Genomic DNA, 13,764 nt, shown 5'->3' with positions numbered 1-13,764 from the left:
GGTGGTGTCGACGTCGATGCCGGTGCGCTTGACGACGAGCACGTGCTTCACTGACTCCGCCCCGTCCACCGCCTGGTCGACGGCGGGCTTGAGGGGTGCGGCCTGGCCGCGGCGCCACTGTCCGTCGACGGTGACGACGAGTTTGGCTTCGGCGTCGTCGATGCGTGAGCGCAGGGCGCTGGCGGAGAAGCCGGCGAACACCACCGAGTGGGTGAGGCCGAGGCGGGCGCAGGCGAGCATGGTGACGATGGCCTCGGGGATCATCGGCATGTAGATCGCGACGCGGTCGCCGGCGACGAGTCCGAGGTCGCTGAAGGTGTTGGCGGCCTTGCTGACTTCGGCGAGCAGGTCGTTGTAGGTGAGGTCGCGGGTGTCGCCCGGTTCACCTTCGAAGTGGATGGCGACGCGGTCGCCGTTGCCGGCGAGGACGTGGCGGTCGACGCAGTTGTAGGCGACGTTGAGCCGTCCGTTGACGAACCATTTCGCGACGGGGGCGTCGGACCAGTCGAGGACCTCGGAGAAGGGGGCGTGCCAGTGCAGGCGCTCGGCCTGCTTCGCCCAGAATGCGAGACGGTCTTCGTCGGCGGCAGCCTGGAGCTCGGGTCCGGCGTTGGCCGTGGCGGTGAACTCGGGACTCGGCGGATACACCTGCGGGACGGAATCAGAATGTTCCGACTTCTCCGTCGCTCCGCTCGCCTGTGCTGCACTGGTCATTGTGGCCCGGCCTTCTTTCCAGTCTCGAATTCGGCACTTCTAGCACGTGTGAGGGTAGTCACAAGGGCTCGCGAGCGCACCGTTGCAGAGGGTTGCATGCCCCTGTTCTGCGACGATCGGTCGAATAGGTGCGACGGACGGCAACCGGAGACGACGAGCGGGGAGCTCCCGTCCGGCGATGTTTCGATCAGGTGCCGATTGGATGAGTTTCCCCCGACGGGGCTACACGGATCAACACCCTGACTTATCGTCAACCCATTATCCGGCCGGGCTCGGGAGGTTGATCATCCGCTTGACGGTCGCCTCGTCCGCCCCGTCGCCTTTCGACGGAGGCGGTGGTCCGGGCTGCGCCCGCCATCGCTGCCCGGAACCACGCAGATCTGGGAGGATCGTTTTGCGCATCACACGTGTGGCAACCGCCGTTCTGGCGGTCGGCCTGGCAGCAGGGATGCTGTCCGCCTGCTCGTCCGGAGATTCGACGAGCGGGGGTGGTAGCGGAATCGTCAACGCCTGGGCAAGCGAACCACAGAACCCGTTGATTCCCACCAACACCAGCGAGAATCAGGGTGGCCGCGTCGTCGATTCGCTGTTCGCGGGGCTCGTCTCCTACGACTCCGACGGCGGGGTGAACAACGAGGTCGCCGAGTCGATCGAGACGGCCGACGGCAAGAACTTCACCGTGAAGCTGAAGGACGGCTGGACGTTCACGGACGGCACGCCGGTCACGGCGGCCTCGTTCGTCGACGCCTGGAATTACGGCGCGCTGTCGACGAATGCGCAGATCCAAGCGTCGTTCTTCGACCCGATCCAGGGCTACGACGAGGTGGCCGCCGAGAACCCGACGGTGCAGACCATGTCGGGACTGAAGGTGGTCGACGACTCCACGTTCACGATCGAACTGAAGCAGCCCGAGTCCGCCTTCCCGGACCGCCTCGGGTTCGCCGCGTACTACCCGTTGCCCGCAGTCGCGTACCAGGACATGGCGGCGTTCGGTGAGAATCCCATCGGCAACGGTCCGTACATGATGTCCGGCCCCGGAGCGTGGCAGCACAACGTCCGGATCGACACCGTCGTGAACCCCGATTACAACGGCAATCGCAAGCCGAAGAACGCCGGCGTCGACTTCGTCATGTACAACAGCCTCGACACGGCGTACACGGACCTGCTCGCGGGCAACGTCGACGTCCTCGACCAGGTGCCGCCGAGTGCCGTCACCACGTTCGAGACCGACCTGCCGGGCCGCACCGTGAACCAGCCGTCCGCGACCATCGAGACGTTCACGATCCCGGGCCGCCTGCCGCACTTCAGCGGCGAGGAGGGCACGCTGCGCCGCCAGGCCATCTCCATGGCGATCAACCGCGACCAGATCACCCAGCAGATCTACAACAACACCCGTACACCCGCGCTCGACTTCACCAGTCCCGCCATCGAGGGCTGGTCGGATTCGCTCGTCGGCAACGGCAACCTGAAGTACGACCCCGAGGCGGCGAAGAGGCTGTGGGCGCAGGCCGACGCCATCGCCCCGTGGTCGGGCAGTTTCGAGATCGCGTACAACGGCGACGGTGGGCACAAGGAATGGGTGGACGCCACCGCCAACAACATTCGCAACACCCTCGGTATCGACGCGAAGGGCAAGGAGTACCCCACATTCGCGCAGATCCGCACCGAGGCCACCAACCGCACCATCCCGTCCGCATTCCGGTCGGGATGGCAGGGCGACTACCCGCAGCAGTACGGCTTCCTCGCCCAGAACTACCAGACCGGCGGAAGCTCCAACGACGGCGACTACTCGAACCCCGAGTTCGACCGGCTGCTGCGTGCGTCCGCCGGTGAGGTGGATCCCGACAAGGCGCAGGACCTGCTGAATCAGGCGCAGGAGGTTCTCCTGCGCGACCTGCCTGCCGTCCCGACGTGGTACCGCAACGCCGCCAGCGGCTGGTCGGAGAACGTGTCGAACGTCGTCATCGACTGGAAGGGCATCCCGATGTATTCCGACATCGAGAAGAACTGACGCACCGGAGATCTCCGCGACGAGGGGGTGGGGCCGCGAGCCGTCGGTTCGCGGCCCCGCTCTCGGGAGTACGAGCCGAGGCTCGCAGATTCCTGACGTCACTGCCCCCGACGAATAGGAGGTGATCCGATGCTCTGGTACGTCGGTCGCCGTTTGCTCCAGATGATCCCCGTCTTCCTCGGGGCCACGTTTCTGATCTACTCGATGGTGTTCCTGCTCCCCGGAGACCCGATCGCCGCACTGGCGGGCGACAAGGCGCTCAGCCCCGCGGTGGCGGCTCAGCTCCGTGCCCGTTACCACCTCGACGAGCCGTTCCTGACGCAGTACCTCCTGTATCTGAAGGGCATCTTCACCCTCGATTTCGGTATGTCCTTCTCCGGTCGCCCCGTCAGTGAGGTTCTGGCGCAGGCCTTCCCGATCACCATCAAGTTGTCTCTGATGGCGCTGGCCATCGAGGGGATCTTCGGGATCGGTTTCGGACTGTTCGCCGGGCTCCGCAAGGGCGGCATCTTCGACAGTTCCGTCCTCCTCGTGAGCTTGGTGATCATCGCCATCCCGATCTTCGTCATCGGCTTCCTCGCCCAGTTCTTCATCGGCGTGAAGTGGGGGTGGGTGCCGCCGACGGTCGGCGGCAACACCAGTTTCAAGAATCTGCTGTTGCCCGCCTTCGTGCTGGCTTCGGTGTCGTTCGCGTACGTTCTCCGGCTCACCCGGACGTCGGTCGCGGAGAATCTGACGGCCGACTATGTGAGAACCGCTACGGCGAAGGGTCTTTCGCGGCGCCGTGTCGTGCAGGTGCACGTGCTGCGCAACTCGCTGATCCCGGTGGTCACGTTCCTCGGGGCCGATCTCGCCACCCTGATGGGCGGCGCGATCGTCACGGAGGGCATCTTCAACATCAACGGCGTGGGCGGCACGATCTATCAGGCGGTCACCCGCGGTGAGGCGCCGACGGTCGTGTCGTTCGTGACCGTGCTGATCGTCATCTATCTGGTCGCCAACCTGCTCGTCGACCTCCTGTACGCCGCGCTCGACCCGAGGATCCGTTATGTCTGAGAAACTGGAGAAGGACGAGTCCGCCCCGCTGGGCGACCGGAAGACGCGTCAGGCGCATTTCGTCGCGCCGGAAGAAGTGGCGGCGCCGGGCGAGATCGACGCCGTTCACATCGACCAGCCGCCGACGAGCATGTGGTCGGATGCGTGGCGGGACCTTCGGAAACGTCCGCTGTTCCTGGTGGCGTCGGTGATCATCGTGGTCGTGATCGCCGTGGCAGCCTTCCCCGGTCTGTTCACCAGCACCGACCCGAGGTTCTGCGACCTGGCCTTCAGTATGCAGGGTCCGTCCGCGGGGCACTGGTTCGGATTCGACAAGCAGGGCTGCGACATCTATTCCCGCACGATCTACGGGGCGCGGGCGTCGGTGCTGGTGGGTGTCGGTGTCACGTCGATCGTGCTCGTCGTGGGCGTGGTGTTCGGCGCGGTCGCGGGTTTCTACGGCGGCTGGGCGGACTCGCTGCTGTCTCGGGTGGCCGACATCTTCTTCGGCATCCCGCTCATCCTCGCCGCGATCGTTCTGATGCAGCTGTTCGCCGACCGCACCATCTGGACCCTGATCGTCGTTCTCGCCCTGTTCGGCTGGCCGCAGATGGCGAGAATTGCTCGCGGCTCGGTGATCTCGGCGAAGAACAACGACTACGTGATGGCGTCGCGGGCGCTCGGCGTGTCGAATGTGCGTACCCTCGTCCGGCACGTGCTGCCGAACTCCCTCGCCCCGATCATCGTGATCGCGACCATCTCGCTCGGTATCTACATCGTGGCGGAGGCGACGTTGTCGTTCCTCGGCATCGGTCTGCCGTCCACGGAGATCTCGTGGGGTGGCGACATCAGCACCGCCCAGGTCACGCTGCGTCAGGGGTCACCGATCCTGTTCTACCCGGCGACCGCGCTGGCGATCACGGTGCTCGGTTTCATCATGATGGGCGACGCTCTCCGGGACGCGCTCGATCCCAAGGCCCGGAAGAGGTGAGCGCGGTGTCCACGAACGAACCAGCCGGACCGCAGAATTCGGCCGACGAGGTGCCGTTGCTCGAGATCCGGGACCTGGAAGTGTCGTTCCGGTCCCATTCCGGGCTGGTGCCCGCGGTGCGTGGTGTCAGCCTCACGGTGTATCCGGGGCAGACGGTGGCGATCGTCGGGGAGTCCGGTTCGGGCAAGTCCACCACCGCGCACGCGATCATCAACCTGCTGCCCGGAACCGGCACGGTGACCGGCGGCAGGATCCTCTTCGAGGGGCAGGACCTGACGCAGTCGGACGAGCGCCAGTTCGTCGCGTTGCGGGGCCGGAAGATCGGCCTCGTCCCGCAGGATCCGATGTCGAACCTCAACCCGGTGTGGAAGGTCGGTTTCCAGATCGAGGAGGCGTTGGAAGCCAACGGGATCGCGAAGGGCAAGGCCGCGAAGGCGCGTGCCGCCGAACTGCTCGAGGAGGCCGGGCTCGCCGACGCCGAGGACCGTCTCGGGCAGTATCCGCACGAGTTCTCCGGCGGCATGCGGCAGCGGGCGCTCATCGCGATCGGGCTGTCGGCCCGGCCACAGCTGCTGATCGCGGACGAGCCCACGTCGGCGCTCGACGTCACGGTCCAACGCCAGATCCTCGATCATCTCGACGGTCTCACCAACGAGCTCGGCACCGCGGTCCTGCTCATCACCCACGACCTCGGGCTCGCCGCCGAGCGGGCCGAGCATCTGATCGTCATGAGCAAGGGGCGGGTCGTCGAGGCGGGGCCGGCGCTGGACATTCTGCAGCGGCCGCGCCATCCCTACACCCGGAAGCTGGTGGCGGCGGCGCCGTCGCTGGCGTCGCAGCGCCGGAGTTCCGCGCTGGCGCGTGCGGACATCCGGGAGCAGGCTCTCGAGGTGGTGGGGGAGGCCGAACAACACGGCGAGATCGGCGTCGAGTTCGGCAAGGCCACCGACGACGTGGTCGTGGCCACCGGGCTGACCAAGATGTTCAAGATCCGCCACGGTCTGCGGAAGTCCACGGACTTCACGGCGGTCGACGACGTCTCGTTCGCGGTCCGGCGCGGCACGACGACGGCCATCGTCGGCGAGTCGGGCTCGGGCAAGTCGACGGTGGCGCAGATGGTCCTCGGACTGCTCGCCCCCACCTCGGGGAACGTCGTGTTCGACGGCAAGGACGTCGCGACGCTGGACCGCCGGGAAACGCTCGCGTTCCGCCGCCGGGTACAGCCGATCTTCCAGAACCCGTACGGCACGCTCGACCCGATGTACTCGATCTTCCGCACCGTCGAGGAGCCCCTGCGCACCCACAAGGTGGGGACGAAGGCGGAGCGGGAGGCGCGGGTCCGGGACCTGCTGGACAAGGTCGCGTTGCCGGCCTCGGTGATGCTGAGGTTCCCGAACGAGCTGTCCGGCGGCCAGCGGCAGCGGGTGGCGATCGCCCGGGCGCTGGCGCTGCAGCCGGAGATGGTCGTGTGCGACGAGGCGGTGTCGGCGCTCGACGTGCTGGTCCAGGACCAGATCCTCACCCTGCTGAACGACCTTCAGGCGGAATTGGGGCTGACGTACCTGTTCATCACCCATGACCTGGCCGTGGTGCGGCAGATCGCCGACGACGTGCTCGTCATGTCCGCCGGCGCCATCGTGGAGAAGGCGACGACGGACGAAGTCTTCAACACCCCGAGGGAGGACTACACGCGGAAGCTGCTGGACGCGATTCCCGGTGGATCGATCCGGCTCGGCGCCTGACCCGGGACGGCGCCGGGTAGCGTTCCGGTATGTGAGCGACCCGTTGCAGCCCCTCGTCGACCTTCCCGGTGTTCGCGAAGCCGCGGACCGTGCGCGCGACGCGCTCGGCGTGGTTCACCGGCACAAGACCAATCGGCGCGGCTGGCCGACCACCGCGGCCGAGGCGGCGGTCCGGGCGGCCCGCGCCTCGGCTTCGCTCGACGGGGGCAGTACCGAACTGCCCGCTGCCGGCGAGGCCGGCGACCCGATACTGTCGGGGGCACTCCGGGTCGGGCAGGCCCTCGACGGCGACGCGCTCACCCTGCTGCAGTCCACCTGGCAGCGGGCTCCTCTCCAGGCGCTCGCGCGGCTGCATCTGCTGGCGGCAGCCGACCTCGTGGACGATCAGGAATTGCTCGGCAGGCCGCGCGCCGGGTCCGGCGTGGCGGAGCGGCTCGACGGTCTCGCCCAGCTGGTGACGGGCGGAACGGACGCCGCGGCGCCGGTCCTGGCGGCCGTGGTGCACGGGGAACTGTTGACGCTGAGGCCATTCGGGGTCGGCGACGGCATCGTCGCGCGCGCCGCGTCACGTCTGGTTGCCGTGTCGACCGGGCTCGATCCGCACAATCTGGGGGTCCCGGAGGTCAGCTGGCTGCGCCGGCAACAGGCGTACCGCAACGGTGCCGCCGCGTTCGCGTCGGGCGAGCCGCAGGGAGTCGGGAGCTGGGTGGTCCTCTGCTGCGGCGCGCTCGAGGCGGGAGCCCGTGAGGCCACGTCGATCGCGGACGCGGCCGCCGGCTAGATCAAATCCTTTGTGCCCCAATAAGACTCCGAACACGTGAAACGGGCGGCGCTGCCGACTGCTGCCGACTTCGCCGCCCGTTAGCACGGACAACCGGTTACCAAGCGTGCAAAGGTGGGTTGTGTGGGTGGCCTCGGCGAGAGTCCGAATATCGTCGGGTCGTCCTTGCAACCTGTGCAGGGTCCTTGCCGGTGAAGACTCGAGTCTCGCAGGCCCACAACGCTTCTGCCCTTATAGTGGCTTATGCTTCGCGTGGGTACCTAGTGCCCGTGCTGGGAATCCTGGTCGGGAGATCGATCCTTCTCTTCTGGGTCGACCTTGGCCTTCCGTTCTTCCGTAACTCCTTTGTACCCCGTGACCCCCCTCACAGCAAGTATCAAATTCGGTTTGTGACCGTGTCGCGGGTTGCGGCGCTCAGCGCTTGCGGCGCAACACTCCATAGGTGAAAGCACCCGCGACCAGGGCCCCGACGCTCACCGCCGCTGTGGTCGCGACGGTGGCGGCGGACGGCGACTGGAGGCGGGCCCGGAGGGACACCGGATTCGAGAAAGTCAATATGGGCCAACCATTTCCGGCCGCCGCCTTCCTCAGGGCGCGGTCCGGGTTGACCGCCGTCGGGTGCCCGACCGCGGTCAGCATCGGGAGGTCGGTCACCGAGTCGGAGTAGGCGTAGCATGCCGACAGGTCGTAGTGGTATTTCTCGGCGAGTTCCTGTATCGCTTCCACTTTGCCCTCGCCGTAGCAGTAGAACTCCACCTCGCCGGTGTACAGCCCGTCCGCGACCGCCATCCGGGTGGCGGTGCTGTGCGTCGCCCCCAGCGCGTCGGCGATCGGAGCCACCACCTCCTCGCCCGACGCGGAGACCACGATGACGTCGTGGCCCCGCAGCTTGTGGTCCGCGATGAGGTCGGCCGCTTCGGCGAACACCAGGGGGTCCACGATGTCGTGGAGGGTTTCGGCGACCACCGACCGGACCTGCTCCACGTTCCAGCCCGTGCACATGCTCGTGAGGTACGCGCGCATCCGCTCCATCTGATCGTGGTCCGCGCCCGACAGCAGGAAGAGGAATTGCGCGTAACTGCTCTTGAGGACCGATCGCCGGTTGATCAAGCCCTGGTCGAAGAACGGTTTGCTGAAGGCGAGCGTGCTGGATTTCGCGATGATCGTCTTGTCGAGGTCGAAGAATGCGGCAATCCGACCCGTCTCGGTGTGTCGACCTGTCTTGGCACTTCTCTGTGGCTTCGCGGTCACAATGTCCAAGGATATGCGGACTTCGGCCCGGAGCGCGTGTTCCCGCGGAGGACCCGGGTGGGGGTTTCCGGCGCCCTCGACACGGCAAAACAGTTGAACAGTTGAACTTGCAAATACTGATCAAGGGAGGTGTAGTATTGCTTCTGTCCGGATTTGATCCGGACGATGTTCAGCCCGACCCCCCGGGGCTGAACACTGACGACCCTCGCCTCCTCCCCCCCTGGCGAGGGTCGTCCTCTGTTTGCGGCGGGTTGGCCGCTGTCTCGACTCCACCGTGTGAATTGGTGCGTCCGTACCAGTTTTTATCCACAGGCCCGAAGTTGTCCACAGATCGCGTCGCACGCTCCCCGCGGACTCGTTCAGCAGGCACGCTCGCTGTATGGACGCAGACGGTGGGGGCGAGGTGCTGGTTCTGGTCGACGATCCGGCGCTGCTACACAGCATCAGGCGGGTCGCCGCCGCGGCCGACCGAGCGGTCAACGAAGTCGACGTCGCCGACGCGCGGCACGTGTGGGGTATCGCCCCGATCGTCGTACTCGATACCCGGGCCGCCGCGGCGTGCCGGAACCGGCTCCCGCGCCGACGCCGTGTCGTCCTGCTGTGCGACGGGCCGCCCGGCATCGACGAGTGGCGGATCGCGACCGCAGTCGGCGCGGAGCACGTGCTGGCGTTACCGGAAGACGAGTCGGCGCTGGTCGCCGTCCTCGGAGAGCAACCCCAGCGACCCGACGCGGACGGAACCGTCCTTGCCGTCGTCGGTGGCTGCGGCGGTGCGGGAGCGTCCACGCTGGCGGCTGCCACGGCACTCACCGCGGCGTCGCGACCACAGTCCACACTTCTGGTCGAGACGGACGCCTGGGGATCCGGTCTCGACGTGCTGCTGGGGGTCGAGGACGTGCCCGGACTGCGGTGGTCGGGTCTGTCGATCGAGGGCGGCCGAATCTCTTCGGGGGCGCTCAGGGATGCGCTTCCCGCCCGCGGCGAGCAACTGCGGGTCCTCGCCTGCAACAGGAAAGGCAACGGCGGTGCCGGGCCCACCGCGGCTGCGGTGCGCGCGGTCGCCGACGCCGGCCGCCATGCGGGCGATCTGGTCGTGTGCGACGTGTCGCGGTTCCCCGGGCCGGTCACGGAAACCGTCCTCGACATCGCGGACCTGGTGGTTCTCCTCGTGCCCGCCACCGTGCGCGCCTGTATCGCCGCGGGCAAGGTGGCGCAGTGGATCACCGAGCGAAACCCCAACCAGGGATTGGTGGTTCGCGGTCCGGCCCCCGGCGGGCTGCGGGGTGCCGACGTCGCGGAAGTGCTCGACCTGCCGCTGATCGCGTCGATGCGCGCCGAGCGCACACTCACCGGAATGCTCGAACACGGTGGGCTGAGGCCGGGTCGGCGCTCGCCGCTGGGAGCCGCGGCCGAAGCGGTACTCGACACGGTCGGCAGCAGACCGCGGACGCGGGAGTGGGCGGCGTGAGTTCGCTCGTCACCCCCGATCTTCTCGACCGGGTGCGCGAACGTCTCGCGCACACGTCGGGTGAACCGACGCCGGCGACGGTCGCGGCGGCCATCCGCACCGAGTCGGGTGGCGTGCTCGGCGACACGGACCTGCTCGGGGCGCTGCGAGTCCTCATGACCGAACTGACCGGTGCAGGCCCACTCGAGTCGTTGCTCACCGAGCCCGGCGTCGCAGACGTGCTGGTCACCGCGCCCGACCAGGTGTGGGTCGATCGAGGCCGTGGTCTCGAGCGCACAGCAATCAGATTCACCGACGAGGCCGCGGTACGCCGGCTCGCGCAACGTCTCGCGTTGTCCGCGGGGCGCCGTCTCGACGACGCACAGCCCTGGGTCGACGGAAGGCTGCGGGACGTCGGGAACGGTTCGTTCGGCGTCCGGCTGCACGCCGTCCTCGCTCCCGTCGCCCAGGGCGGCACCTGTCTGTCGCTGAGGGTGCTGCGCCCGGCCACCCAGGGCCTCGGGCCGCTCGTCGCGGGTGGCGCCGTCACCGAGGCGGCGCACGACCTGCTGGTGAAGATCGTGCATGCGCGGCTCGCCTTCCTGGTCACCGGCGGCACCGGGGCGGGCAAGACGACCTTGTTGGCCGCGTTGCTGGGTGCGGTCGACCCGGCGGAACGGATCGTGTGCGTGGAGGATGCCGCCGAATTGGCGCCGACGCACCCGCACGTGGTGCGGCTGGTCGCTCGCGCCCCCAACGTCGAGGGCGTGGGCGAGGTGACCGTCCGCGACCTCGTCCGGCAATCCCTGCGGATGCGTCCCGATCGGATCGTCGTGGGTGAGGTGCGGGGCGCCGAGGTGGTCGACCTGTTGACGGCGCTCAACACGGGCCACGACGGAGGGGCCGGAACGGTGCACGCCAATTCGCCCGAAGAGGTTCCGGCCAGGCTCGAAGCGCTTGCGGCACTGGGTGGAATGGATCGTGCGGCGCTGCACAGTCAGCTCGCCGCAGCGGTGCAGGTGATCCTGCACGTCCACCGGTCGTCCAGTGGGGCGCGTCGGCTGACGCAGATCGGCGTCGTCACGCGCGACGCGCACGGGCACGTCACGATCGTGCCTGCCTGGAGTCAAGACTCGGGTGAGGGTCCGGCGGTGGACCGGCTCCACCAGTTGTGTTCTCGGCGTGGACCGGTGGGTTCGGTGGAAGGGGTGCGGTCGTGATCGCAGGTCTGGTGGTGCTCGCCTGTGCGGTGCTGGTGGTGCCGTCGTCGAGGTCGCGGCCCCGGTTGCTCGCGGTCACGGGCAGCGAAGTGGGCCGCCGCCGGGTGCGTCTGCCCTGGGCGGTTCCGGCGGCGCTCGTCGGCGTCCCGGTGGTCTACGAGCTGGGCGGTCCGTATGCGGTCTCCGCTGCGGTGATCGTCTGCGCGACAGTGCAGTTCAGGGCAGTGCGGCGCAGTTCGGCGCGGGCGAAGGACGCCGAATTGCGGGTCATCCTGTCGAGTCTCGAGGTGGTGACGGCGGAACTTCGCGTGGGCGCCCACCCTGCTGCGGCGTGCGAGACGGCGGCCGACGAATCGGCAGGCAGTGTGTCGGCGGCCTTCCGCGCCGCGTCGGCACGCTCGCGCCTCGGAGGGTCTGCCGCCGAGGGGTTCCGGATCGCCGACTCCCACGTCGGCACCGAGTTGGGACGGATCGCCGACATCTGGGCGGTGGCAGAGACGCACGGTCTGGCGTTGGCGGAACTGCTCGAAGCGGCACGTGCGGACCTGTTGGGACGCAATCGCTTCCGTCAGCGAACCGAGGCTGCGCTGGCAGGCGCGAGGGCGACGGCGACGGTTCTGGCCGGGCTGCCGCTCCTCGGTGTCGGCCTCGGGCAGATGATGGGTGCGTCCCCGCTGACGGTGCTGTTCGGCGGCGGCATCGGCGGAATTCTGTTGCTTCTCGGTGCGGGTCTGGTGTGCGCGGGACTGCTGTGGACCGACCGGATCACCGGACGCGTGACCGGATGATCTGGTGTGCGGTACTCCTTCTCGCCTGCGCCGTACTCGTCCTGCCAGGAGCGCGATCGCCGGCGCAGCGGTTGCGCGGAGGCAACGCGGGCCCTGGTGATGCCGGAACCGCGACGGACGACAGCACACGCCGCGCAGACCCGCTCGCCGTCGCGGCGACGTTCGACCTGCTGGCCGCCTGTCTGCGCGCGGGACTTCCGGTGGCGACCGCGGCGCAGGCCGTGTCGCGGTCGGCGCCGGCGCCGCTGTCGGAATCGCTACGCCGCGCCGCCGACCTGCTGTCCCTGGGGGCGGATGCGCCGACCGCGTGGGAGGCGGCCGCGTCGGACCCGGCCACCGAATCGCTCGCCCGGATGGCGCGGCGGTCGGCCCGTTCGGGTTCGTCCCTCGCGGGCTCGATGACCGAACTCGCTACCGACGGCCGAATCCAGGTCGAGCACCTCGCCGCGGCCTCGGCGGAACGGGCGGGCGTGCTCATCAGCGGTCCGCTCGGGCTGTGCTTCCTGCCCGCGTTCATCTGTCTTGGGATCATCCCGGTCGTGGTCGGGCTGGCCTCGCGCGTGCTGGATGGCGGGTTGTTGTGACACATCGACACTTCCGGCGCAGAACCGCTGCTCCGGGCACTTAGAAGGGGGAACATCATGGAACACGGAATCCGGGCCTTGGCGGGAGTTCGGGCCTTGGCGAGAGTTCAGGCACTGCCGGCCCGCTTGACTCTGCTCGCTGTGGACGAGGACGGCATGTCAACGGCCGAGTACGCCATCGGCACCATCGCGGCAGCGGCCTTCGGGGCAGTGCTGTATTCGGTGGTCACCGGCGACAGCATCGTCACGGCCTTGACGAACATCATCGACAAAGCGTTGAACACCGCGGTGTGATGAGTTCCGCCAGGGACCTGCGCCGGTCGGAGGCCGGTGGCGTCACCGTGGAGGCGGCCATCGCGATCGCGTCGATCGTCGCGGTGGTCGTGCTGTGTGTCGGCGCGATCACCGCGGCCACCCTGCACGTCCGGTGTGTCGATTCGGCGCGTGAGGCTGCCCGACTCGCGGCCCGTGGAGATCGCGAGTCGGCGATCTCCACGGCGGTCACGGTGGCCCCGGCAGGCGCCGACGTGGAGGTCCGGACGGAGGGGGAGTTCGTCGTCGCCACCGTGCGGGTACGCAGCCCACTCCTTCCGCTCGTGAACATCTCGGCCGAAGCGGTGGCGGCTCTCGAGCCGACGGTTCCGGGGTGGAGCGGGGGCGGAAGGTGAGTTCGGGGATTTCCGACGACCGCGGATCCGCGACGGTGCTGGCCTGCTGTGCGCTCGCGGCGCTGGTCGTGGTCACGGCGATGCTCGTGCACGTCGGCTCGGCGGTGTCCGTGCGGCATCGGGCGCAGTCCGCCGCGGATCTGGCGGCTCTCGCCGCAGCCGTCGGGCTGGATCGCGGCACCGCTGCGGCCTGCACCGCGGCGCAGGAGGTCGCGGGGCGAATGCGCACCGAACTGGCGTCCTGCGAGGTCGACGACTGGGATGTCGAGGTCACGGTCACCGCCCCGGTGCTGCTGTCCCCGCTGGGCGTCCGGGATGCCCGGGCAGTGGCGCGGGCAGGTCCGGCGGAGTGATGCGTGGGGTGAGCGGCTCGGTGGCCCGCATCACTGCAGCATGGGCGACGTTTCTCGCAATTATGACCAGATCCGTATTAATTCCCCCCTGAGGAAGTATTGGACGGCATGGATCTTGTGATGCGAGTCTCACTGAAGCGAGCTGATTTCCGTCGAAATCACTCCCCTTTGGCGAGAGA

Annotated in this window: 14 protein-coding genes; 12 read left to right on the top strand and 2 right to left on the bottom strand. The window is 68.3% G+C overall.

From position 1 onward, the window contains the following. Window positions 1-714: AMP-binding protein (locus RJ1_RS38620; protein WP_143169589.1), on the bottom strand; the 714-nt coding region annotated here is incomplete at its 3' end. Between the two features lie 394 nt (window positions 715-1,108). On the opposite strand from RJ1_RS38620, the gene RJ1_RS38615 reads away from it, so the two are divergent. From RJ1_RS38615 to RJ1_RS38595, 5 genes are all read left to right on the top strand, one after another. Continuing rightward, the gene (locus tag RJ1_RS38615) at window positions 1,109-2,725 is read left to right on the top strand and encodes a peptide ABC transporter substrate-binding protein (RefSeq protein ID WP_073368764.1); all 1,617 of its coding nucleotides are present in this window, start codon (window positions 1,109-1,111) and stop codon (window positions 2,723-2,725) included. A 129-nt stretch (window positions 2,726-2,854) separates the two neighbouring features. Further along, on the top strand, window positions 2,855-3,781 hold the full coding sequence (locus RJ1_RS38610; protein ID WP_073368762.1) for an ABC transporter permease: 927 nt from the start codon (window positions 2,855-2,857) through the stop codon (window positions 3,779-3,781). After that, window positions 3,774-4,751 (top strand): ABC transporter permease, encoded by a 978-nt coding sequence (locus RJ1_RS38605; protein WP_073368761.1) that lies wholly within the window; start codon window positions 3,774-3,776, stop codon window positions 4,749-4,751. Before RJ1_RS38610 ends, RJ1_RS38605 begins: the two co-directional genes overlap by 8 nt. Then, window positions 4,748-6,493 (top strand): dipeptide ABC transporter ATP-binding protein, encoded by a 1,746-nt coding sequence (locus RJ1_RS38600; protein ID WP_073368759.1) that lies wholly within the window; start codon window positions 4,748-4,750, stop codon window positions 6,491-6,493. The genes RJ1_RS38605 and RJ1_RS38600 overlap by 4 nt, the downstream gene beginning before the upstream one ends. Before the next feature lie 31 nt (window positions 6,494-6,524). Continuing rightward, the gene (locus RJ1_RS38595) at window positions 6,525-7,274 is read left to right on the top strand and encodes a Fic family protein (protein ID WP_073368757.1); all 750 of its coding nucleotides are present in this window, start codon (window positions 6,525-6,527) and stop codon (window positions 7,272-7,274) included. Between the two features lie 414 nt (window positions 7,275-7,688). Here the strand turns inward: RJ1_RS38595 and RJ1_RS38590 are convergent, their stop codons facing one another. Then, a complete protein-coding gene (locus RJ1_RS38590) occupies window positions 7,689-8,525 on the bottom strand; it encodes an HAD-IB family hydrolase (RefSeq protein WP_073368755.1) in 837 nt (278 codons plus the stop codon). 379 nt (window positions 8,526-8,904) lie between these two features. Here RJ1_RS38590 and ssd point away from each other — a divergent pair, with 379 nt between their 5' ends. From ssd to RJ1_RS38555, 7 genes are read left to right on the top strand one after another with little or no spacing between them, the layout of a single operon-like run. After that, complete coding sequence (gene ssd, locus RJ1_RS38585; protein WP_073368753.1) at window positions 8,905-9,993, top strand: septum site-determining protein Ssd; 1,089 nt, start codon at window positions 8,905-8,907, stop codon at window positions 9,991-9,993. Then, window positions 9,990-11,192, top strand: coding sequence for a TadA family conjugal transfer-associated ATPase (locus tag RJ1_RS38580; protein ID WP_073368767.1), 1,203 nt, complete (start codon window positions 9,990-9,992; stop codon window positions 11,190-11,192). Before ssd ends, RJ1_RS38580 begins: the two co-directional genes overlap by 4 nt. Then, window positions 11,189-11,980 carry a type II secretion system F family protein gene (locus tag RJ1_RS38575; protein WP_073368769.1) on the top strand — a complete coding sequence of 264 codons (792 nt, stop codon included), beginning with the start codon at window positions 11,189-11,191 and terminating at the stop codon, window positions 11,978-11,980. Before RJ1_RS38580 ends, RJ1_RS38575 begins: the two co-directional genes overlap by 4 nt. Beyond that, window positions 11,977-12,564: a type II secretion system F family protein gene (locus RJ1_RS38570; RefSeq protein WP_073368751.1), complete on the top strand. Its 588-nt coding sequence runs from the start codon at window positions 11,977-11,979 to the stop codon at window positions 12,562-12,564. The genes RJ1_RS38575 and RJ1_RS38570 overlap by 4 nt, the downstream gene beginning before the upstream one ends. Window positions 12,565-12,621: 57 nt before the next feature. Next, window positions 12,622-12,858, top strand: coding sequence for a DUF4244 domain-containing protein (locus RJ1_RS38565; RefSeq protein ID WP_073368749.1), 237 nt, complete (start codon window positions 12,622-12,624; stop codon window positions 12,856-12,858). Next, window positions 12,858-13,232 (top strand): TadE family type IV pilus minor pilin, encoded by a 375-nt coding sequence (locus tag RJ1_RS38560; RefSeq protein WP_073368747.1) that lies wholly within the window; start codon window positions 12,858-12,860, stop codon window positions 13,230-13,232. Before RJ1_RS38565 ends, RJ1_RS38560 begins: the two co-directional genes overlap by 1 nt. Next, window positions 13,229-13,585 (top strand): Rv3654c family TadE-like protein, encoded by a 357-nt coding sequence (locus RJ1_RS38555; RefSeq protein ID WP_073368766.1) that lies wholly within the window; start codon window positions 13,229-13,231, stop codon window positions 13,583-13,585. The genes RJ1_RS38560 and RJ1_RS38555 overlap by 4 nt, the downstream gene beginning before the upstream one ends. Window positions 13,586-13,764: the final 179 nt, after the last annotated feature.

Source organism: Rhodococcus jostii NBRC 16295 (assembly GCF_001894825.1).
GTDB lineage: Bacteria > Actinomycetota > Actinomycetes > Mycobacteriales > Mycobacteriaceae > Rhodococcus_F > Rhodococcus_F jostii.
This window is presented reverse-complemented; position numbering and strand designations above follow the sequence as displayed.